The organism is Nocardia sp. NPDC051787 (assembly GCF_040681325.1).
Lineage (GTDB): Bacteria > Actinomycetota > Actinomycetes > Mycobacteriales > Mycobacteriaceae > Nocardia.
Genome location: NZ_JBFAYO010000012.1, coordinates 35,708 through 56,285, shown reverse-complemented (window position 1 = coordinate 56,285; position 20,578 = coordinate 35,708). Strand labels below are relative to the sequence as shown.

Here is a 20,578-nt window from a genome sequence, read left to right as displayed (position 1 = left end):
GTGAGGAGTTGGACGTTGAGCAGGTTCACCGACGAGATGTACGCCACGGCGCAGACCTCCGAACGCGGTTTGGTGACCGGCGAGCCGGCTGCTCCCCTGCGGCGTACCTGGGCGGAAATCCATCGAATCGCCCGCCGTATGGCGGGCGGGTTGGCCGAGGCGGGCATCGGGCACGGCGACGCCGTCGGGGTGCTCGCGGGCATGCCGGTCGACATCGCCCCGGCCTGCCAGGCCATCTGGATGCGCGGCGCGTCCATCACGATGCTGCATCAACCCACCCCACGCACCGATCTCGTGATCTGGGCCCGCGACACCGAGACCGTACTGACCATGATCGAGGCGCGCGCGGTCGTGCTCGGCGCGCCGTTCGAGGCGGCCGAGCCGCTGCTGCGCGAACGCGGCATCACTGTGGTGCGCATCGACCAACTGCCCGACGGCCCCGACGTCGACCCGGTACCGACCGGCGAGGACGATATCGCCTTGCAGCAGTTGACCTCCGGTTCCACCGGGTCACCCAAAGCCGTGCGGATCACGCACGCGAACTTCTCCGTCAACGCCCACGCGATGTTCGACCGGGTGAAGTTCCAGCTCGACAGCGACGTGATGGTCAGCTGGCTGCCGCTGTTCCACGACATGGGTATGGTCGGATTCCTCAGTGTCCCCATGCAATTCGGTGCCGAAGTAGTGTGCGTGACGCCGCTGGACTTCCTGACCAGGCCGCTACTGTGGGCGGAGCTGATCAGCAAGTACCGCGGAACCGTCACCGCCGCACCCAATTTCGCGTACTCGCTGCTGGCCCGCCGGCTGCGGCAGGCCGACGACGGCGCGTACGACCTCAGCAGCGTGCGGTACATGTGGAACGGCGCGGAACCGGTGGATCCGGACACCATGGACGCCTTGGCCGCGGCCGGAAAACGCTTCGGGCTCAACCCGATGGCGCTCACCCCGGTCTACGGCATGGCCGAGACCACCCTCGCCGTCTCGGTCCCGGATCCCGGCCACGGGCAGGTGGTCGACGTGATCGACGCCGACCTGCTCGAGGCGCTGGGCAAGGCGGTGCCGGTGCCGGACGAGCACGGGCATCCGGCCCACATTCGCAGGTTGCCCACGCTGGGCTACCTGGTCGACCACCTGGAAGGCCGGGTCGTCGACAGCGAACGCCAGCCGCTGCCGCCCCGGTCGGTGGGCGTGATCGAATTACGCGGCCCCGCGGTCACGTCCGGCTACGTGACAATGGACGGATTCAGCCCGGCCCAGGACGCCGACGGCTGGCTGGACACCGGTGATATCGGATACTTCACCGATGAGGGCCTGATCGTGGTGTGCGGCCGGATGAAGGACGTGATCATCATGGGCGGCCGCAACATCTATCCCACCGACATCGAGCGCGCGGCGACCAGAGTGCCCGGCGTCCGGGCCGGCAACGCGGTCGCGGTGCGCTTGGACGCGGGCCAGAAGCGCGAGACCTTCGCCGTGGTGGTGGAGAGCAACAGCCACCAGAATCCCGAGGAAGTCAAGCGCATCCAGCACGAAATCGTGCATGCGGTCTTCTCCGAGGTGGGCGCGCGGCCACGCACAGTCGCGGTGCTCGGCCCCGGCGCACTGCCGAAAACCTCCTCCGGCAAGCTGCGCAGGTCCGCCACCGCGATACATCTGCCGCACTGGTGAACCACCGCTGAAATTCCCGTCGCGCATGAGCCGCCGACGCCGTTTCCGGCTGTGGGTAATCGGTCACGACGAACCGGAATTCCGCAGGGCAACGAGTCTGCTTGCGGCTCAGTGCAATTGGTTCTGCGCGGTCTCCAAGCCGACGCGCAGCAGCAGCTCCACCGCGTCCGCGGCCTGTTCGACGATCACCGGCACCTCTTTGCGTTCCGGCGCCGAGAACGGTTTGAGCACGTAATCGGCCGGATCCTGCCGACCCGGCGGGCGGCCGATGCCGATCCGGGTGCGCAGGTAGTCCTTGGTGGTCAGGGCGCTGGAAACGGAGCGCAATCCGTTGTGCCCGCCCTCGCCGCCGCCGCGCTTGAGGCGGATAGCGCCGAACGGCAGGTCGAGTTCGTCGTGTACGACGATCACCTCCGTGGGCGGCACGGAGAAGAACTTGGCCAGGCCGGCCACCGCCCGGCCGGACAGGTTCATGAACGAGCGCGGCTTGGCGATCAACACTTGGCGGCCGTCCAACCGCGCTTGCAGCAGGTCGGCGCCGGACTTCTTGTGCACACCGAAACGGCCACCGACGCGCTGCGCGAGCACGTCGGCGACCAGGAAACCGACATTGTGCCGGGTGCGCTCGTATTCGGGGCCGGGGTTACCCAGTCCGACCACGAGCGCGGGCCCAGTGGACGATTCGGTGTTGTTCAGCGCTCTGGCTTCCGGCTTTACTCGGCGGTCTCGCCCTCGGCCTCACCCTCGCCCGCGGCGGGCTCGGCGGCCGGGGCGGCGATGACGTTGACGATCAGGGTCTCCGGGTCGACGGCCAGGGTGACACCGGCGGGCAGCTCCAGCGCGCCCGCGGTGATCTGGGTGCCCGGCTCGACGCCCTCGACGGAGACCTCGATGGTCTCGGGCAGCTTCAGCGCGTCGGCCTCGATGGAGACGGTGGTGGCCTCCTGAGTGACCAGGGTGCCGGGGGCGGCGTCGCCCACCACGGTGACGGTCACGTCGGCGGTGACCTTCTCGCCGCGCTGGATGATGAGCAGGTCGGCGTGCTCGATGTAGCGGCGGATCGGGTGCACCACAACGGATTTGGTCAGCGCGAGCTGCTTCTTGCCGTCGATGACGAGGTTCAGCACCGCGTTGGTGCCGTGCTCACGCAGGATGGCGGCGAACTCCTGGGCGTTGACCGACAGGTGCTGCGGGTCGGTCTGGTGGCCGTACAGGACGGCCGGGACATTGCCGGCACGGCGGGTGCGGCGGGCGGCGCCCTTGCCGAACTCGGTGCGTACGGCGGCTTCGAGAAGGTTGACGTCGGACATGACTGGATCTACTCCTACGGCTCTTCCTGGCGGTCAGCGTTTTACCCGTCAGGGGTTGCTCACGCCTGACCGGGGTGGTCTACTCGTCGGGGCGAAGACCGAACGAGGACGGCCGGAAGCCGCGCCGCGTCGATCACGGTGTCGCAAATCTGGTCTGCGGTCACCCTCGCCGAGACAACCCGAACACCATACCCCAGCGCGGGAGCGCTCCTCGAATCGGGTGATCGGCTCCGGTTCGCGCCGGTCGCGTACGCTGGCGTGGTTGCCGATCGGTCGTCTGCGAAAGGTTGTTTTGCGTTGAGCGCCTCCCCTGAGGGTGTCGTCGCGCCCGCGCCCCGCGGGTTGCCCGCCGAGGTTGCCCGGCGACGCACGTTCGCGGTGATCTCCCATCCCGACGCGGGCAAGTCCACGCTCACCGAGGCGCTCGCCCTGCACGCCAGGATGATCTCCGAGGCGGGCGCGATCCACGGCAAGGCCGGGCGCAAGTCCACCGTCTCGGACTGGATGGAGATGGAGAAGGCGCGCGGCATCTCGGTCAGCTCGACCGCGCTGCAGTTCAACTACCGCGCCGCGGGCTCCGATGTCGACAGCGTCATCAACCTGGTCGACACCCCGGGTCACTCCGATTTCTCCGAGGACACCTACCGGGTACTCACCGCCGTCGACGCCGCGGTGATGCTGATCGATGCGGCCAAGGGCTTGGAGCCGCAGACGTTGAAGCTGTTCCAGGTGTGCCGCCACCGCGGCATCCCGGTGATAACGGTGATCAACAAGTGGGACCGGCCGGGCCGGGCGCCGCTGGAACTGCTCGACGAGATCGACGAGCGAATCGGCCTCACCCCCACCCCGCTGTTCCTTCCGGTCGGCATCGCGGGCGATTTCCGCGGCCTGCTGCGCCGCGGTCCAGAAGGCGTCCCGCTCGAATACATCCACTTCACTCGCACCGCGGGTGGCGCGACCATCGCGCCGGAGGAGTCGCTCACCCCGGAGGCCGCCGAGGCGCGCGAAGGCGAGCCGTGGAACACCGCCGCCGAGGAGAGCGAACTGCTCTCGGCCACCGGCCAGGACCACGATCAGGAACTGTTCCTCGCCGGTCAGACCTCACCGGTCATCTATGCCTCCGCGATGCTGAACTTCGGCGTGCGGCAGCTGCTGGAGACGCTGGTCACGCTCGCGCCTGCGCCCGGAGCACGCCAGGACGTCGGCGGAAAACCGCGCGAGACCGGCGACCCGTTCAGCGCGGTGGTGTTCAAGGTGCAGGCGGGCATGGACGCCGCGCACCGCGACCGGCTCGCGTTCATGCGGATCGTGTCCGGCGAGTTCGAGCGCGGCATGGTGGTCACCCACGCGCAGACCGGACGACCGTTCGCCACCAAGTACGCGCTGACCGTGTTCGGCCGCGAGCGCGCCACCGTCGACACCGCCTACCCGGGCGACGTGGTCGGCCTGGTCAACGCGACCGCCCTGGCCCCGGGCCACACCCTGTACGTGGACAAGAAGGTGGAGTTCCCGCCGATCCCGTCGTTCGCGCCGGAACATTTCGCGGTGCTGCGCGCCCAGAGCGCGGGCAAGTACAAGCAGTTCCGCAAGGCCATCGACCAGCTCGACTCCGAGGGCGTCGTGCAGGTGCTGCGCAACGATCTCCGCGGCGACGCCTCCCCCGTGCTGGCCGCCGTCGGCCCGATGCAATTCGAGGTGGTCACCGCGCGCATGCTCACCGAGTTCAACGTGGAGACCACGATGGAGCACCTCGGCTACACGCTGGCCCGGCGTACCGACGCCGCGTCGGCGGACGAACTCGGGCGACAGCGCGGGGTGGAAGTCTTCACCCGCTCAGACGGTGCGCTGCTGGCGCTGTTCAGTGACAAATGGCGGCTGCAATACATCGAGAAGGAGCACCCGAAGCTCACGTTGGAGCCCCTGGTCGCCACAGCCGACTGAGTCAGCCGGCCTCGGGCTCGGTCCGCACCGTCGGGCCGGTGGGTTCGCGCTCGACCGACGCGATGCCCTCTTCCCGGGCGATCAGACCCCAGCGGCTGGATGTCAGCCGCAGGCTCGGCAGATCGCTGAGCGAAAGCACCACCTCGTAGGTGCGCTCGTAGCCGGTGTGGGAGATCCGCCAGCGTCCGTCGTCGCAGCGGACATAGCGGTCGTTGTAGAAGGCCGCGCCGCGCAGCAGCATGTTGTGGCCCGGAATGAGGACCGTGTCGGCGAGGTACCAGGTGCCGCTGGCGTTGTCACCGTCGACATCGATCTCCGGGTGGTCACATCGGTGCTCGGTGATCACGTGCGGACCGAGCGTGTTCCGCATGAACGCGATGAACGCCTCACGCGATTCGAACTGGAGATATTCGCTGTAGGTCGCGGTCGCCTCGGGGATCATGGTGTCCGCGAAATCATCCCATGATTTAGTGTCGAGTGTGCGAAGGTACCGGTACTTCAGTCGGCTGATCGCCGATACGTCGTCCACTTCCCGCTCGTCTTCGCGGCCTCGCGACGATCTCGGATCGCCGCGCACCTGCCCGAAGTCGATCGGCCCCGCGTCGAAGCGCAACCGCGCGCCCGTGCGATCGCCGCGGGTCTGCTCACCGGTGCTCGTCCCGCGGCCGCCGCGGTCCGGTCTGCCTTGGTCGACGTCCGGAGCTGCCCGCTCCGGTCTACCGGGATCGATTCCCACGCTGCCGCGCTGTTGCCGGCCCGGGTGGAATCCCGGGTCGTCGCGCCCCTGCCCACCGGAGCCCGCGCCCCGGCCAGTACGCACTTGCGCAGCGATGCCCACAGCTGGGTCGCCGCGCCCCTGCCCGCCGGTTCCCTGATCCATACCCTCAACAATCCCACCCCGAGTCTGGAATTGGGAGGGTTGTATCAGATTGCTATCACGGTTAGGGCAACATTCCGGCGAATATCGACGGACCCGGGGTCAGCTTCCGATCGTGAAGCAGGTGCGGCAGAAATCCTCGCCGAACTCGGTGAGCCGAAGACTCTTGCGGACGATCTTCGGCGCCCGGCCCGCTTTCTTCAGCGCCGCCTCCACCACGGGCTGGACCTCGAGCACCATGTACCGGCTCAGCACCACCGGATCATCGGAGGTCAGGGTCAGTCCGAGACGGTTGAGGTTGATCAGGTACATCCGCGCGCGGTCCGGGTAGCGCACACCTGCCTGGTCGGGCACCGAGGTGAGATCGCCCTGCACGAGTTCCGAGCCGATCCCCAATGGACGGTTGGTGCGCACGTCGACCGACGGTTGCGGGCCGTTGAGCGCCATGAAGCGCAGGATGCGGGCCTCGTCGGGCGCGAGCTCGTCGAGGATGCGGTCGTAGGCCGGGTGCACGTCCTCGGTGAAGTAGACGTCGGCGGACCTGGCCAGCAGCGAGTCACCGCGGCGGCGCAGTTCCTCGGTGGTAGCCGAGCGGAGGTGCGAACCGACCGCGAGCGCCTGTTGCGCGCCGTTGGATGTCGGGACGTAGCTGACGATCTCCCGCACCGAACCCTCGGTGACGCCGAGGGCGCTGCGGGCGATGGAGCGCAACGCGTTTCCGGTCCGCTCGGCGATCTCGGCCGAGGACTCGCCGTCCAGCGCCGCCTGGGTGATCTCCTTGGTGACCTCGAAGGTGGTACCGACGGCCCACTGGCTGCCGCGCACGACGCTACCCGCGGCCAGTCCTGCCGCGCGGAACACGCCGCGGATCAGCCTCGCTTCGTTGCTGATCTGCCGCTGTTCGACATCCGAACTGCGCTCGACGGAGCGGTAACCGGCCCGGGTCACGTCCCGTCCGGTCCTGTCGTCTGTCACATTTTCTCCGATATCGCCGGGTGAACGAATCCGCCCCACAGATTACTTCCCCTTGTGTCGCGGGTCATTCGCAACGCCCTGACTCGGACAGTGCGACCGGCTCGCGGCGCACAATAGGGTTTCTTTGCCGAGCGGGTGCTAGTTTTGGGTGCCGGTGAGGCGGCGATCACCGGGGTGTCGGCAGGAGGGTGTCGTGTTGGAGAGCGTATTCGGAATCCACCCCACGATCCTGCTCGAACTCGTCACCATACCTCTATTCACCGGTGTCATCGGCTACATCACCAACTGGACCGGCGTGCTCATGCTGTTCAAGCCGGTCGCCTTCCATGGCTTCCGAGTTCCCGGCCTGCGCGCGCTGTACCCATTCCTGCCCAAGCGAATTCAAGTTCTCCCGCTGCTCAGCTACGACGGCCGATTCGGCTGGCAGGGCATCGTCCCCTCGCGCGCGGACAAGATGGCCAGCATCGCGGTCGACAAGGGCCTGGCCAAACTCGGCAGCGTCGCCGACTTCTACCGTGAGCTCGAGCCGGACAAGCTGGCCGAGCACCTCGCGAGCATCGCCGACACGCAGATCAAGGACATCGTCGAGGACATCCTGCGGCGCGAGCATCCGCAGCTCTGGTACAACCTGCCCACCCAGGTGCGCGACGTGATCCACGAGCGGGTGCGCCAGCAGTTGCCGGAGATCCTGCGCGAGCTCACCGAGGAATTGGGCGCGAATATCGATCAACTGCTCGATGTGAAGCAGATGGTGATCCGCTACTTCCAGGCCAGGCCGCACCTGCTCAACACGCTGTTCCAGGTGCTCGGCGCCAAGGAACTGCGTTTCATGCAGAACTTCGGTTTCTACTTCGGCGCGCCCATGGGCGCGGTGCTGGTCGCCGTCCTGCATCTGACCGGATGGGCGAGTCTGGTCGTGCTCCCGATCGGCGGCGTGATCATCGGCTGGGTGGTCAACTGGATCGGCATCAATATGATCTTCGCGCCCGCCTATCCGAAGTGGTGGTGCCCGTGGCGGCAGGGCCTGCTGATCAAACGCAAATCCGAAATCACCGACGGCTATGCGGAATTGGTTTCCAGCCAGGTGATCACGGTGGCGAATATCGGCGACGAGTTGCTCAACGGTCCGCGCTCGGATCGCACCATGCAGATGCTCGAGGACACGCTGCGTCCCGCCGCCGACCGCGCGCTCGGACCCGCGCGGCCCGCGGTCAAGTTCATGCTCGGCAGTCGCGATTACGACTCGCTACAGACGACGTTGACCACCGAGGCCATGGCCATCGCGCCGATCGCGTTCGCCGACCCGGAGTTCAACGTCCGCCAGGGCCGGCAGATCAACGAATACATCGCCAGGCAGATGTCGGCGCTGTCGCCACCGGACTTCGTCGACATGCTGCGTGCCGCGATCAAACAGGATGAATGGCTGCTTTTCGTCCATGGCGGTGTGCTGGGGCTGTTCGCCGGATACGCTCATATCCTGATCTTCGGAACGGGAGTGGCGACATCATGGCTGTAGCGGGTCCGGACGACGGCGATCTCCAGGCCGTCGAGCACCGCGATGCGACGGAGGCGAACGCCGAGCCATCACGGGAAATCGCCCGGCGGCCTGCCTCGGACATCACTCGTTCCGACGAATCATCCAGACCGGTAACGGTTCCCGTGGCTACCGTGCGCGCCGCTACGGGCGTCGCAAGGGTCGCGTGGAGCGCCGTCACGGGCGTGACCGCCTGGGGTGTCGGCACCGCGGTCGGTGTCACCTCGACCGTCGTGCGGCGCAGCATCGAGGGCGCACCGCCCCGAGAAGTGCTCGCCCAGGCCGAATCCGAGGTCCGTGGCGCGATGCGCCGTGCGCTCGGCATCCCGGCCGTCACACAACCGTCCACCGGGCAGAGCGTGCCGACGCTGCGCGAGCAGGGTGCCGCGCTGCTGCGGTTGTCGGCCAGCGCCCACGGCGAGGACGACAACCACCCGGCCTTCGCGGGCATGCTGGCCGAACTCACCCCGGACGAGGCACGCATCCTGCGCTTCCTGCACTTGGATGGACCACAGCCCTCGATCGACATCCGCACCGGACGCCCGCGCGCGCTCGGGGCGGAACGCGTCGGCTCGATGCTCACACTGATCGGCGAGCATGCCGGCCTGCGCTTCCCGAACCGAATCCAGCAGTACCTGACCAACCTGCGCAGACTCGGCTTGGTCGAGCACGCGCGCGAGCCGGTCGGCAACCCGAACCGCTACCAAGTACTGGAGGCGCAGTCAGTGGTGCGAGAGAAGCTGAAGCGGTCCGGATTCGGTACCAAGGTGATCTACCGCAGCGTGGTACTCACCGACTTCGGCGCCGACTTCGTGCGCAGCTGTCTGCCGGTGGTCGTGCAGGACGGGCGCGCCTCCGGGCACTAGGCCGCCCACCCTCGCATCGCCAGCTCGGCCACCCGCTCGAGTTCCGCCCGGCTGGCGCCGTCCCTGGCCGCCTGGGACATGCCCTGCATGACCGTGCCGACGTAGCGGGCGAGCGTGCGCGCGTCCAGATGTCGCGGCAAGAAGCCCGCGTCGATGTCGGCCTGTATGCGGGCGGCGAATCTGTCGATGTTCCGGTTGCGCATATCGCGGAGCATGTCGGCGATCTCGGCGCTGGTCGTGTTGACGCCCGCGCTGATCACCAAGCAACCGTGCGGGCAATCCGGCCGAGTGTACTCCGTGGCCGCCTCGCGCAGGATGCGCCGAACGGCGGCCTCCGCGGTGCTCTCTTCAGCTAGCGCCCGTGTGACGAATCCGCCGTAGCGCGCGCCGAAACTTCGCACCGCCTCGCCGAACAGCGTCTTCTTGTCACCGAACGCCGCGTACAGGCTCGGCGCCCCGATGCCCATGGCCGCGGTCAGGTCGCCGATGGAGGTGGCCTCGTACCCGCGCGCCCAGAACAGCCGCATGGCCTGCTCCAGCGCGGCGTCCCGATCGAAGGATCGGGGTCGTCCCCGGGTCGTCGTACCCATGCCGATAATTTTATAGCGGTCACTAGACAATGTGCTACTTTTTCTTTCTGTAGCGACCGCTAGAGAAAGGGGCCCGGTATGGGCACGCTGACAGGGAAGACGGCATTGGTCACCGGAGCCAGCCGGGGAATCGGACGGGCCATCGCCGAACGGCTCGGGCGCGAGGGCGCACGGGTCGCGGTCCACTACAACGGCAACGAGCAGGCGGCCAAGACGAGCGTCGCCGCGATCGAGGCCGCGGGCGGCGAAGCGTTCGCGATCCGCGCCGAACTGGGTGTGCCCGGCGACGCCGCCACCCTGTGGGCCGCTTTCGACGCACACGCCGACGGGCTGGACATCCTGGTGAACAACGCGGGCATCGACGGCATCCGTGAGCCGATCGCCGGAACCGACGAGACGGCGTTCGACCGGGTGTTCGCGGTCAACGCCAAGGCGCCGTTCTTCATCACTCGCCTCGGCCTGGACCGGTTGCGCGCGGGCGGCCGGATCATCAACATCTCCACCGGTCTCACCCGCGGCGCGCACATGCCGCAGCTGATCGCCTACACCATGACCAAAGCCGCGATCGACAGCTTCACCAGCGTGCTGGCCAAGGAGGTCGGCGCGCGCGGCATCACGGTGAACGCGGTCGCGCCCGGAGTGATCGACACCGATATGAACGCGAGCTGGCTGCGCGATCCCGAAGTCGCGGCGACGGTGGCGGCGATGTCACCGTTCCAGCGGGTGGGGCAGTCCGCCGATGTGGCCGACATCGTCGCTTTCCTCGCCTCCGACGACGCGCGGTGGGTCACCGGACAGTGGATCGACGCCACCGGCGGCGCGCTGCTGTAAACGATCCGAAGGCGGCTGCCTCGCCTTCGCTCGGCGGGTGCCTCAGCCTTCCCTCGGCCCAGCGCGACCTTCGGGCCGCCTTCGTCCGGCTGCGCCCATTAGGCTTGAGCACCGTGTTGTCCGTAGTGCCGAGTCCCGTCACCGTGCGCGCGCCGTCGAAGGTGAACCTCCATCTCGGAGTCGGCGACCTGCGCGCCGATGGCTATCACGACCTGACCACGGTATTCCAGGCGCTGTCGCTGAGTGACGATCTGCAGATCGCGCCGGCGGCATCGCTCGCCGTTCGAGTCACCGGCGAGGGCGCCGCGGAGGTGCCGACCGACCGGACGAACCTGGTGTGGAAGGCGGCCGTCCGGCTCGCGCACCTGGGCGGCCGCGCACCCCTGGTGGAAATCGCTATCAGCAAAGGCATTCCGGTGGCAGGCGGCATGGCGGGCGGCAGCGCGGACGCCGCCGCGGCGCTGGTCGGCCTGAACGAGCTGTGGGATCTGGGCTTGTCCCGGGACGAACTCACCGCGGTGGCCGCCGAACTCGGCAGCGACGTCCCGTTCGCGCTGCACGGCGGCACCGCGCTCGGCACCGGCCGGGGGGAACGCCTGCTCCCGGTGCTGTCCCGCAATACGTTTCACTGGGTGCTCGCCTTCGCGAAGGGCGGCCTGCCCACTCCGGCCGTTTTCGCCGAGCTCGACCGGCTGCGTGAGCACGGCCAACCCCCTCGGCTCGGCGAGCCGCAACGGCTGATGCAGGCACTGGCCTCCGGTGATCCACGCCAGCTCGCCCCCCTGCTCGGCAACGATTTGCAGGCGGCGGCGCTGTCGCTGAAGCCGGAGCTACGCCGCACCCTGCGCGCGGGCGTCACCGCGGGCGCGCTGGCCGGGCTGGTGTCCGGCTCCGGACCCACCTGCGCGTTCTTGTGCGAGAGCGAGGAATCGGCGATATCGGTGGCGGCCGAACTCGCGGGCGCGGGCGTGTGCCGCAGCGTCCGGACGGCCAGCGGCCCGGTGCCGGGGGCGCGCATTCTGACCGCCGACGCGTCCGGGAAACACTGACTTCGCACGCCCATCGGGTCAGGAGACGACGTCGGCCAGCCGATCGACCTGGTCGGCATCGCGTCCGTAGCAGTAGAGCATCACCTCGTCGGCACCGAGATCCTCGAATTGAGCCATGGCCGTGCGAATTTCGTCCGGAGTGGTGAGCATTCCGGAGACCATGGACTCGGCGCGTCCGGTGAACCGGTAGTAGGCGCCCATCGCGGCGCGGGCGTCATCGATGACCTCCTGCGGGCCGAGCGCCGCGTTCACCTGGGCGACGATGCGGGGCACGCCGGACCTACCGTGGTCCGTCCAGGAACGGCGCACGGTCTCGAACAGGCCGCCCGCCCACGATGGTGGCGCGGCGGCGAGAAACCCTCCACCCCAACGGCCCACTCGCTCGAGCGCCGCGGGCCGGAAACCGCCGAACAGGATTTCGGGGCCTTCCGGCCGCAGCGGCGCGGGTCCGACCGGACCGCACTCGTCGCTGTAGGGCGCACCGGACCACAGTCGGCGCATGAGTGCGAGTTGCTCGTCGAGGCGGCGACCGCGGGTGCGCAGGTCGGCGCCGGAGGCATGGTGATCGTCGGCGCGCCCGCCGACGCCGAGACCGAGCACCAGGCGTCCGCCGGCCATCCGGTCCAGCGTCGCGACCTGTTTGGCGAGCAGCACCGGGTCACGCAGCGGCGCGAGCAGCACTTCGGTCTGGACCCCGAGCCTGGTGGTCGCCCCGGCGATCGTCGCAAGCGCGATCAGCGGTTCGGGGTTGTCGTACACCAACCGGTCGAGCAAGCCGAGCGTGCGGAAAGGGCCCGCGTCGGCGCGCCGGGCCCAGTCGAGCAGAGCGGCGGGATCGGAGATGGGCAGGCCGAGGCCGACATGCATGGGGATCCTCCAGAGGGAGCAAAGCGGAATGGAAACAGTGCCGCCCACCGAACACCTCGAAGCGAACGAGGTGGGGCTCCCATTCTGCGGCTTACTTCTGGGGAGCGCCGGATCGGTTCCTTGGAACGAACGTTGTTCGTCGAGAAGAATCTAAACGAACATTGTTCGTTCCGCAAGCGCTCCCGCTCGCCGGGACAGCGACCCGTCCACGCCGGTCGGTACGCTGGCTCGGGGCAATCATCGGCGCGTCGCCGCACGACACGGAAGGATCCATGTCCAACCTGATCAATCTCGAACAGGTCCACAAGAGCTTCGGGATCAAGCCGTTGCTGGACAACGTGTCGCTCGGCGTGCACGCGGGCGAACGGATCGGGGTCGTCGGCCTCAACGGAGGCGGCAAGACCACCCTGCTCGAGGTACTCACCGGCATCGAGGAGCCGGACAGCGGCCGGGTCAGCAGACTCGGCGGCTTGCGCATGGCGGTGGTCACCCAGCGCGGCACACTGCCCGAGGGCGCGACGGTGGGCTCGGTGGTCCTGGCCGGTCTCGCCGACGACGCGATGACCGACCAGGTCGCCGAACACGAATGGGCAGCCGACCCACGGATCCGCTCGGTGATGGAGGGCATCGGCATCGCCGGTCTCGGCATGGACACCCTGGTCGACAATCTCTCCGGGGGCGAGCGGCGCCGGGTCGCGCTCGCCGCCGCGCTGGTGCGCGAGCTCGACCTGCTGGTACTGGACGAGCCGACCAACCACCTCGACGTGGAGGGCGTGCAGTGGCTGGCCGAACACCTGCTGAGCCGCCGCAGCGCACTGGTCGTGGTGACCCACGACCGCTGGTTCCTCGATACCGTCGCCACCAACACCTGGGAAGTGGTCGGTGGCAAGGTGGAAAGCTACGAGGGCGGTTACGGCGACTGGATCTTCGCCCGCGCCGAGCGCGCCCGCCAGGCGGACGCCTCCGAGGCGCGGCGGCGCAACCTGGCTCGCAAGGAACTGGCCTGGCTGCGGCGCGGCCCGCAGGCCCGCACCTCCAAGCCGCGCTACCGGGTCGAGGCCGCGGAAGCCTTGATCTCGGATGTGCCGCCGCCGCGCGACAGCGTCTCGCTGGCCGCGTTCGCGCGAAAGCGCCTCGGGCGCGTCGTCGTCGAACTCGAGGACGCCACGCTCGCCACTCCGGACGGCAGGGAACTGGTCCGCGATCTGACCTGGCGGCTGGCGCCGGGCGAACGCGTCGGCCTGGTTGGCGTCAACGGTTCGGGTAAGACGACGCTGCTGCGCGCGCTGGCCGGAGACACCGGGCCGAACGGCTCGGCGCTGGCCGCGGGCAAGCGCATCCAGGGCCAGACCGTGCAGATCGGCTGGCTGCGCCAGGAACTCGACGACCTGCCGACCGATCTGCGCGTGCTGGAGGCGGTGCAGCAGGTTGCGCAGCGAATCATGCTCGGGGACAAGGAGATCTCCGCGGGCCAGCTGGCCGAGCGGCTCGGCTTCACCCCCGCCCGCCAGCGCACGCCGGTCGGCGACCTGTCCGGCGGCGAACGCCGCCGCCTGCAGCTGACGCGCATCCTGATGTCCGAGCCGAACGTCCTGCTGCTCGACGAGCCGACCAACGACCTGGACATCGACACGCTGCAACAGCTGGAGGACCTGCTCGACAACTGGGCGGGCACGCTGGTCGTGATCAGTCACGACCGCTACCTCATCGAGCGCATCTGCGACTCCACCTGGGCGCTGTTCGGCGACGGCAAGCTCACCAACCTGCCCGGCGGCATCGAGGAGTACCTGTCCAAGCGCGCCGCGCTCACCGCCGGGCGAACCCGCGCGACGGCACCGGAGGCCAAGCCCACCGACGCCCCCGCCACCGATTCCGCGGCCTACCGCGCCGCCCGCAAAGAGCTGACCCGCCTGGAACGAGCCATCGACAAACTGTCCGACCGCGAGCAGCGTCTGCACGCCGCATTGACCGACGCCGTCACCGATCCGGGCAAGCTGGTCACCTTGGGCGCGGAACTCGAGCAGGTCCTCGCGGAGAAGGAGATCGCCGAGGAGCGCTGGCTAGAGCTGGCCGAGGGCGTGTAGGTCATCGATCACCATTGCGCTCTATACCCCAAGGGGGTATGTTTTCAGAGGTCGGGTACCCCCCGGCCGTATGATCACCACGGAGCGAAGGAGTCGGACATGCCCACTACCACCTACACCGTCACGGGAATGACTTGCGGGCACTGCGTCAGCTCCGTCAAGACCGAGATCGGCAAGATCGACGGTGTCACCAGTGTCGACGTCGATCTCGCCAGCGGCGGGGTCCGGGTCGGCAGCACCGCGCCGATCGCCGAGGCCGACATCGTCGCCGCCGTCGACGAGGCGGGCTACGAAGTCGCCGTCTGACCCCCTTCTCCGCGTGGCTCCTCGCACACCGCGAGGAGCCACTGCAGTTCGGGAGCGTTACGCCTGGGCCGCCAGACGGACGAAGGCCGCGGCGTCGAGGGTCTCGCCGCGGGCGGTGGGCGAGATTCCGGCGGCGAGCAGGCGGCGTTCGGCTTCGGCGGGCGAGCCCGCCCAAGCGGCGAGTGCGGCGCGGAGGGTCTTGCGGCGCTGCGCGAAGGCGGCGTCGATGACTTCGAAGACCCGGCGGCGATGCTCGTCATCCATCGGCCACGGCGGCTCGGCAAAACGTTCGATCCGGACCAGTCCCGACTCGACCCGCGGCACCGGCCAGAACACCTGGGTGCCGACCGCGCCCGCGCGCCGGACCGTGCCGAAGAAGCCCGCCTTCACACTCGGCACGCCATAGATGCGGCCACCGGGCTCCGCGGCGAGCCGATCGGCCACCTCGGCCTGCACCATCACCAAAGCCACCGCGATGCTCGGCAATTCGGCCAGTAGATGCAGCAGCACGGGCACCGCGACGTTGTACGGCAGGTTGGCCACCAGCGCGGTCGGCACGGCGGGGAGATCCGCGGCGGTGACGCGCAGCGCGTCCGCCTCGACCACCGACAACCGTGCCGCCAGTTCCGGCGCCCGATCCGCGACAGTCACGGGAAGATTCCGCGCGAGCACGGGATCGATCTCGACGGCGACCACCGACCCCACCACATCCAGCAGCGCGAGAGTCAGCGAACCCAGCCCCGGTCCGACCTCGAGCACCACGTCGGCACGCCCCACTCCCGCGGCGGCGACGATTCGCCGCACCGTGTTCGCGTCGTGCACGAAATTCTGCCCGAGCTGCTTGGTCGGCCGGATCCCGAACCGTTCGGCCAGCACGCGCACCTCGGCGGGACCGAGCAGCGCGGCATTTCCGCGAGCGGCAATCTCAGGTTCGGGCACCTCGAGAATCTATCAACCGAGCCCCAGCCGACTGGTGCAGGCGGGCCATGCCCCCCAGCCCTGCCGTTGCCGGGTGATCTCGGCGATGGCGATCTGCTCTTCCCGGGTCGCGAGGTCGGCGCGCGGCGCGTACCGCAAACCGCCCTGCCGCTCCCAGGTGCCCTGGTCGAATTGCACGCCGCCGTAGTAGCCGTTGCCGGTGTTGATCGACCAGTTGCCGGTCGACTCACAGCGGGCCAGCGCGTCCCAGATCGCGCCGTCGCGCACCGGCGGCACCTCGGTGCCCGGCTTGGCGCCCTTGCGGACGGTCTTCGGCTGTGCGGCGACGGTTACCGTCGAATCGATCGGCGTGCGGTCGACTTCCTGGCCGTTGACCATGGTGACCGCGAACGTGACGTCCTGGACGCCGGGCTTGCCGGGTGATTCCACCACGGTGCGGCTCATGTTCAAGGTCGGGTCTTCGATGACGTTCTCCGGCGGATCCAGTGGCACCGTCTCGGTGTGCCGCTCGACCCGCTTGCGCGTCACCGTGATGTGCAGGCCATTCGTCAGCGGGGCGGACGCGGCGGGTTCAACGGAGTCCTGCTCCATCAGCGGGATGCCCGCGACCTTCAGGAACTCACCGACCGTGGGGGCGGCCAGGCGAACGTCCACCGGGTTGCCGATGCCGTCGAGCAGCGAAACCGTTCGCGGGGTCGCGATGAGCAGTGCCGCGCCCTGCAACGGCAGCTTCTCCTCGCGCGCGGGCGAGACGTACACCTCTTTCGGGATCTTCAGCTGCTCGAGCGCCTCCCCGGCGGTCACACCGGTGGTCCACACCTTCCGCGTCAAGCCGTCGACCGAGAGGTCGACCTCACGAGCGCGATTGAGCGTGATCGTCGCGCCGTTGCCGATGTGCGCGGCCAACGCGGGAGCGACCTTGTCCCGGTCGGTCACGGCGAAGCCCGCGGCCTTCAAGACCCCGCGTACGTCGCGCGACATGGTGGTCTGCAACAGCTTCTCGCCGTCCACGACGACGGTCACCGTCTTGCGGTTCACGATCGCCAGGCCCGCGCCGACGATCAGCGTCAGCAGCAGCGCCCCGACCGCGAGGTACAGCAGCGGGGACCGCGACTGGTTGATCCGCGTAAAGGGTGACATGGTCACAGCACGATAACGAGCGTGCCGAGACCCGACAACCGCAAGCTCCGGAACAGGGGCTTTTCAATATCACGATCAGATATCGACTGCGCAGGTAAATCACGGAACGAGATACCAAACGTGACATAGAACACATTTGGGATGGCAGGCTCTTGTCAGCACCCGGCCGCCGGGTACTCAGATGCGGTAGACGCGACGCGCGTTGGCGGTGGTGATCTTCGCCAATTCCGCGGGATCCTGCTCGCGCAACGCGGCCAGCGCTCGCACCGTGTAGGGCAGGCAGTAGGGCTCGTTGGGCGCGCCACGGAACGGATGCGGGGTCAGATACGGCGCGTCCGTCTCGACCAGGATCTGATCGTCGGGCACGACCTGAGCCGCCTCGCGCAGTTCGTGCGCGTTCTTGAAACTCACCGTCCCGGAGAAACTCAGGATGTAGCCCTCGGCCACACAGGACAGCGCCATGTTCGTGTCCGAGGAGAAGCAATGGAAGATCACGGTGTCCGGCGCGCCCTCGTCCAGCAGCACCGTCAGCAGGTCGTGGTCGGCCTCGCGGTTGTGGATCATCAGCGGCTTGCGGACCCGTTTGGCCAGGTCGATATGCCAGCGGAAACCCTCGATCTGGGTCTCGATATCGGCGCAGCCGTCCAGCTTGCCCGGCCAGTAGTAGTCGAGGCCGGTCTCGCCGACGGCGACCACGCGCGGGTCGGCGGCCAGGCGCTCCAGCTCGGCCTTCGCCTCGTCGTCGAGCACGTTCGCCCTGGTCGGATGCAGTGCGACGGCCGCGAACACGCGATCGTCCCAGTGCGCGGCCCGCACCGCCCACCGCGCCGCGGCCAGATCGTCGGCCACGGTGACCACCTGGCCGACGCCGACCGAAGCGGCCCGGTCGACGATCGCGGCGGTGGAGGCCGCGTCGGTCGCGCCACAGGCGTCGAGATGGGTGTGCGCGTCCACGATCGGCGCGAGCGGCTCCGGCAGCTCCGGCGCGGGACGTGCGGCGCTCATCGACGGCCACCCCTGCCGAGCGCGCGGTGGTCGCCGAGCGCGCGGTGGTCGCGCAGCGCGGGCGCGTCGCCCCGGGGAGCGACGCCGGGGATATTCACGCGAGCGAAGGAATGCACGCGCATTACAGTAGACAGCACCATGAGCGAAGCTGACCGCCCCGCCTTCTACATCACCACGGCCATCGCCTATCCGAACGGTGCGCCCCACATCGGGCATGCGTACGAGTACATCTCGGCCGACGCCATCGCCCGTTTCAAGCGGCTCGACGGGTACGACGTGTTCTTCATGACCGGCACCGACGAGCACGGCCAGAAGATGCAGCAGGCCGCGACCGCCGAGGGCATCCCGGTGCGGGAGCTGGCGGCGCGCAACTCCGATGTGTTCGAGGCGCTGGACAAGACGCTGGAGATCTCCTTCGACCGGTTCATCCGCACCACCGACGCGGACCACCAGGTGGCCAGCGCCGCGATCTGGGAGCGGATGCTCGCCAACGGGGACATCTACCTGGGCAACTACTCGGGCTGGTACTCGGTGCGCGACGAGGCGTTCTACGCCGACGAGGAGACCACGGTGCTGGAGGACGGCACCCGCGTCTCCACCGAGTCCAGGACGCCGGTGACCTGGACCGAGGAGTCGAACTACTTCTTCCGGCTCTCGGCCTACCAGGACAAGCTGCTCGCGCTCTACGACGAGCGTCCCGAATTCATCGCGCCGGCAACGCGTCGCAACGAGATCGTCAGCTACGTCAAGGCGGGGCTGAAGGATCTGTCCATCTCGCGCACCACCTTCGACTGGGGTGTGCCGGTGCCCGGCCACCCGGATCACGTCATGTACGTGTGGGTGGACGCGCTGACCAACTACATCACCGGCGTCGGCTTCCCGGACACCGAATCCGCCGCGTTCCGGAAGTTCTGGCCCGCCGACGTGCACATCATCGGCAAGGACATCACCCGGTTCCACACCGTGTACTGGCCCGCGTTCCTGATGTCGGCCGGTGTGGAGCTGCCCGAACGCGTGTTCGTGCACGGGTTCCTGTACAACAAGGGCGAGAAGATGTCCAAGTCGGTCGGCAATGTGGTCGACCCGCTGGAGTTGGTCGAGAACTACGGCGTGGACGCGGTGCGCTTCTTCCTGCTGCGCGAGATCTCCTACGGTCAGGACGGCAGCTACAGCCACGAGGCGATCGTCGGCCGGATCAACAGCGACCTGGCCAACGAGTTCGGCAACCTGGTGCAGCGCAGCACCAAGCTGGTCGCGCGCGACTGTGGCGGCGTGGTGCCGACGCCCGGCGAGTTCACCGCCGACGATCGTGCCCTGCTCGACCTCGCGGGCGGCCTGCTGGAGCGCTGCCGCACCGAATTCGACGCGCAGCAGATGCATCTCGCGCTGGAGGCGATCTGGCTGACGCTCGGCGAAACCAACAAGTACTTCTCCGCCCAGGCGCCATGGGCGCTGGCAAAATCCGGTACGCCGGAGGACCTCGCGCGCGAGGCCACCGTGCTGTACGTGACGCTCGAGGTACTGCGGATCGTCGCGATCCTGGTGCAGCCGGTGATGCCGGGTTCGGCGGGGCGCATCCTCGATCAACTGGGTCAGCGCGACCGCGCCTTCGCCGACATCGCGACCCCGATCGAGCCCGATGTGACACTGCCCGCGCCGGAACCTGTTTTCCCCAAGTACGTCGAACCGAAGGATTGACGCGGACGTGTTGCGTGCCGGAATATCAAGGCGCGCAACACCTTTCGCACTGTTTTCCCGGGGCTGAGCCGGGCACTGAACCACCTGCCTTCCCGCAGTGGAATGCGTTGTCGGATAATGAAACACCGGTTCGCGGCCGCGCAGCGCCCCGGGCCGTGTGCGATCGGTACGTCGACGTTCCGTTCGGATCGGTTCCGGCACAGAGAGGGCACCCATGCGCCAGCAGCAGGCGACGACATCCGTTCAGCGGTCCGGTTTCGCCGAGCGCCATCGCGCCGCGCGCGAAGCCGTGCTCACGTCGCAGCGCGGCAGGCTGGTCGAAGCCATGGTGGAGTGTGTCGACAGCAAGGGCTATCCCGCCACCACACTCACGGATCTGGTTGCGCGAGCCCGGGTTTCGCGCACCACCTTCTACGAGCACTTCACCAACAAAGAGGAGTGCTTCGTCGAGGCCGTGCACACGGGGGTGGACATCGTGGCGTCCCGGATCGCCGAAGAACTCGCGCAACTGCCGCCGGACGCCGACGCGTACGCGAAGATCGAGTCGATCGTCGTCACGTTCTGCCGGACCGTCGCCACCGAGCCGGATTTCGCGCGGCTGGTGCTGGTGGAGTCCTTCAAAGTGAACCAGGCCGCCGTCGGCTACCGTGACCTGGCCGTCGACCGGTTCGCCCAGCTGTATCGGCTGTTCTACGACGAGGCGCGCGCGGCGGATCCGACGCTGCCGGAGGTCTCGGACGAGTTGATCGCCCTGATCCCCGATGCGATCGGCGAGCGCACGCGCCGCGTCATCATCGCGGACGGACCCGCGCGGGTACCGGAACTGGCGCCGCTGTTCGTCCAGTTCGTCATGACCACGCTGGGCTTGCGCTACCCCGCCTCTCCGGGCCTTTAGGCT

19 protein-coding genes are annotated in these 20,578 nt (G+C 68.4%); 10 read left to right on the top strand and 9 right to left on the bottom strand.

What is annotated here, in order from left to right:
- Positions 1 to 15: 15 nt before the first annotated feature.
- The gene (locus AB0M45_RS15100; RefSeq protein ID WP_364328154.1) at positions 16 to 1,668 is read left to right on the top strand and encodes a fatty acyl-AMP ligase; all 1,653 of its coding nucleotides are present in this window, start codon (positions 16 to 18) and stop codon (positions 1,666 to 1,668) included.
- A gap of 108 nt (positions 1,669 to 1,776) precedes the next feature.
- Here AB0M45_RS15100 and pth read toward each other — a convergent pair whose 3' ends face one another.
- Positions 1,777 to 2,364: an aminoacyl-tRNA hydrolase gene (gene pth / locus AB0M45_RS15095; protein WP_364328493.1), complete on the bottom strand. Its 588-nt coding sequence runs from the start codon at positions 2,362 to 2,364 to the stop codon at positions 1,777 to 1,779.
- Between the two features lie 17 nt (positions 2,365 to 2,381).
- Complete coding sequence (locus AB0M45_RS15090) at positions 2,382 to 2,978, bottom strand: 50S ribosomal protein L25/general stress protein Ctc (protein ID WP_364328151.1); 597 nt, start codon at positions 2,976 to 2,978, stop codon at positions 2,382 to 2,384.
- A 342-nt stretch (positions 2,979 to 3,320) separates the two neighbouring features.
- On the opposite strand from AB0M45_RS15090, the gene AB0M45_RS15085 reads away from it, so the two are divergent.
- Positions 3,321 to 4,919 (top strand): peptide chain release factor 3, encoded by a 1,599-nt coding sequence (locus AB0M45_RS15085; protein WP_364328490.1) that lies wholly within the window; start codon positions 3,321 to 3,323, stop codon positions 4,917 to 4,919.
- Between the two features lies 1 nt (position 4,920).
- On the opposite strand, the gene AB0M45_RS15080 is transcribed toward AB0M45_RS15085, so the two are convergent.
- A complete protein-coding gene (locus AB0M45_RS15080; RefSeq protein WP_364328487.1) occupies positions 4,921 to 5,448 on the bottom strand; it encodes a nuclear transport factor 2 family protein in 528 nt (175 codons plus the stop codon).
- A gap of 450 nt (positions 5,449 to 5,898) precedes the next feature.
- Positions 5,899 to 6,771 carry an Abi-alpha family protein gene (locus AB0M45_RS15075; protein WP_364328148.1) on the bottom strand — a complete coding sequence of 291 codons (873 nt, stop codon included), beginning with the start codon at positions 6,769 to 6,771 and terminating at the stop codon, positions 5,899 to 5,901.
- Positions 6,772 to 6,964: 193 nt separating this feature from the next.
- On the opposite strand from AB0M45_RS15075, the gene AB0M45_RS15070 reads away from it, so the two are divergent.
- On the top strand, positions 6,965 to 8,287 hold the full coding sequence (locus AB0M45_RS15070) for a hypothetical protein (protein WP_364328145.1): 1,323 nt from the start codon (positions 6,965 to 6,967) through the stop codon (positions 8,285 to 8,287).
- Positions 8,278 to 9,171 (top strand): Abi-alpha family protein, encoded by an 894-nt coding sequence (locus tag AB0M45_RS15065; RefSeq protein ID WP_364328142.1) that lies wholly within the window; start codon positions 8,278 to 8,280, stop codon positions 9,169 to 9,171. The genes AB0M45_RS15070 and AB0M45_RS15065 overlap by 10 nt, the downstream gene beginning before the upstream one ends.
- Here AB0M45_RS15065 and AB0M45_RS15060 read toward each other — a convergent pair.
- Positions 9,168 to 9,761 (bottom strand): TetR/AcrR family transcriptional regulator, encoded by a 594-nt coding sequence (locus tag AB0M45_RS15060; protein WP_364328139.1) that lies wholly within the window; start codon positions 9,759 to 9,761, stop codon positions 9,168 to 9,170. The two genes, AB0M45_RS15065 and AB0M45_RS15060, sit on opposite strands and share 4 nt — an antisense overlap.
- Positions 9,762 to 9,839: 78 nt before the next feature.
- On the opposite strand from AB0M45_RS15060, the gene AB0M45_RS15055 reads away from it, so the two are divergent.
- Positions 9,840 to 10,592: an SDR family oxidoreductase gene (locus AB0M45_RS15055; protein ID WP_364328136.1), complete on the top strand. Its 753-nt coding sequence runs from the start codon at positions 9,840 to 9,842 to the stop codon at positions 10,590 to 10,592.
- A gap of 113 nt (positions 10,593 to 10,705) precedes the next feature.
- A complete protein-coding gene (locus AB0M45_RS15050) occupies positions 10,706 to 11,641 on the top strand; it encodes a 4-(cytidine 5'-diphospho)-2-C-methyl-D-erythritol kinase (RefSeq protein ID WP_364328133.1) in 936 nt (311 codons plus the stop codon).
- 18 nt (positions 11,642 to 11,659) lie between these two features.
- Here the strand turns inward: AB0M45_RS15050 and AB0M45_RS15045 are convergent, their stop codons facing one another.
- Positions 11,660 to 12,508, bottom strand: a complete 849-nt coding sequence (locus AB0M45_RS15045; RefSeq protein WP_364328130.1) for an LLM class flavin-dependent oxidoreductase — start codon at positions 12,506 to 12,508, stop codon at positions 11,660 to 11,662.
- A gap of 272 nt (positions 12,509 to 12,780) precedes the next feature.
- Here AB0M45_RS15045 and AB0M45_RS15040 point away from each other — a divergent pair, with 272 nt between their 5' ends.
- Entirely contained in the window at positions 12,781 to 14,592 is a 1,812-nt protein-coding gene (locus AB0M45_RS15040; protein ID WP_364328127.1) for an ABC-F family ATP-binding cassette domain-containing protein, read from the top strand.
- 99 nt (positions 14,593 to 14,691) lie between these two features.
- Positions 14,692 to 14,898: a copper ion binding protein gene (locus AB0M45_RS15035; protein ID WP_364328124.1), complete on the top strand. Its 207-nt coding sequence runs from the start codon at positions 14,692 to 14,694 to the stop codon at positions 14,896 to 14,898.
- Between the two features lie 57 nt (positions 14,899 to 14,955).
- Here AB0M45_RS15035 and rsmA read toward each other — a convergent pair whose 3' ends face one another.
- From rsmA to AB0M45_RS15020, 3 genes are all read right to left on the bottom strand, one after another.
- Positions 14,956 to 15,837 (bottom strand): 16S rRNA (adenine(1518)-N(6)/adenine(1519)-N(6))-dimethyltransferase RsmA, encoded by an 882-nt coding sequence (gene rsmA, locus AB0M45_RS15030; protein WP_364328121.1) that lies wholly within the window; start codon positions 15,835 to 15,837, stop codon positions 14,956 to 14,958.
- Between the two features lie 12 nt (positions 15,838 to 15,849).
- A complete protein-coding gene (locus AB0M45_RS15025; RefSeq protein WP_364328118.1) occupies positions 15,850 to 16,977 on the bottom strand; it encodes a transglycosylase family protein in 1,128 nt (375 codons plus the stop codon).
- 177 nt (positions 16,978 to 17,154) lie between these two features.
- Positions 17,155 to 17,982 (bottom strand): TatD family hydrolase, encoded by an 828-nt coding sequence (locus AB0M45_RS15020; protein ID WP_364328115.1) that lies wholly within the window; start codon positions 17,980 to 17,982, stop codon positions 17,155 to 17,157.
- A 138-nt stretch (positions 17,983 to 18,120) separates the two neighbouring features.
- Between AB0M45_RS15020 and metG the strand changes: the two genes are divergently transcribed.
- Positions 18,121 to 19,680: a methionine--tRNA ligase gene (gene metG, locus AB0M45_RS15015; RefSeq protein WP_364328112.1), complete on the top strand. Its 1,560-nt coding sequence runs from the start codon at positions 18,121 to 18,123 to the stop codon at positions 19,678 to 19,680.
- A gap of 214 nt (positions 19,681 to 19,894) precedes the next feature.
- Positions 19,895 to 20,575, top strand: a complete 681-nt coding sequence (locus AB0M45_RS15010; protein ID WP_364328109.1) for a TetR/AcrR family transcriptional regulator — start codon at positions 19,895 to 19,897, stop codon at positions 20,573 to 20,575.
- Positions 20,576 to 20,578: the final 3 nt, after the last annotated feature.

Coding starts and splice junctions, on each gene's coding strand:
- AB0M45_RS15090 (WP_364328151.1), bottom strand. CDS start 2,978: ATGTCCGACGTCAACCTTCTCGAAGCCGCCGTACGCACCGAGTTCGGC.
- AB0M45_RS15065 (WP_364328142.1), top strand. CDS start 8,278: ATGGCTGTAGCGGGTCCGGACGACGGCGATCTCCAGGCCGTCGAGCAC.
- AB0M45_RS15060 (WP_364328139.1), bottom strand. CDS start 9,761: ATGGGTACGACGACCCGGGGACGACCCCGATCCTTCGATCGGGACGCC.
- AB0M45_RS15055 (WP_364328136.1), top strand. CDS start 9,840: ATGGGCACGCTGACAGGGAAGACGGCATTGGTCACCGGAGCCAGCCGG.
- AB0M45_RS15045 (WP_364328130.1), bottom strand. CDS start 12,508: ATGCATGTCGGCCTCGGCCTGCCCATCTCCGATCCCGCCGCTCTGCTC.
- AB0M45_RS15040 (WP_364328127.1), top strand. CDS start 12,781: ATGTCCAACCTGATCAATCTCGAACAGGTCCACAAGAGCTTCGGGATC.
- AB0M45_RS15035 (WP_364328124.1), top strand. CDS start 14,692: ATGCCCACTACCACCTACACCGTCACGGGAATGACTTGCGGGCACTGC.
- AB0M45_RS15025 (WP_364328118.1), bottom strand. CDS start 16,977: ATGTCACCCTTTACGCGGATCAACCAGTCGCGGTCCCCGCTGCTGTAC.
- AB0M45_RS15020 (WP_364328115.1), bottom strand. CDS start 17,982: ATGAGCGCCGCACGTCCCGCGCCGGAGCTGCCGGAGCCGCTCGCGCCG.
- metG (WP_364328112.1), top strand. CDS start 18,121: ATGAGCGAAGCTGACCGCCCCGCCTTCTACATCACCACGGCCATCGCC.
- AB0M45_RS15010 (WP_364328109.1), top strand. CDS start 19,895: ATGCGCCAGCAGCAGGCGACGACATCCGTTCAGCGGTCCGGTTTCGCC.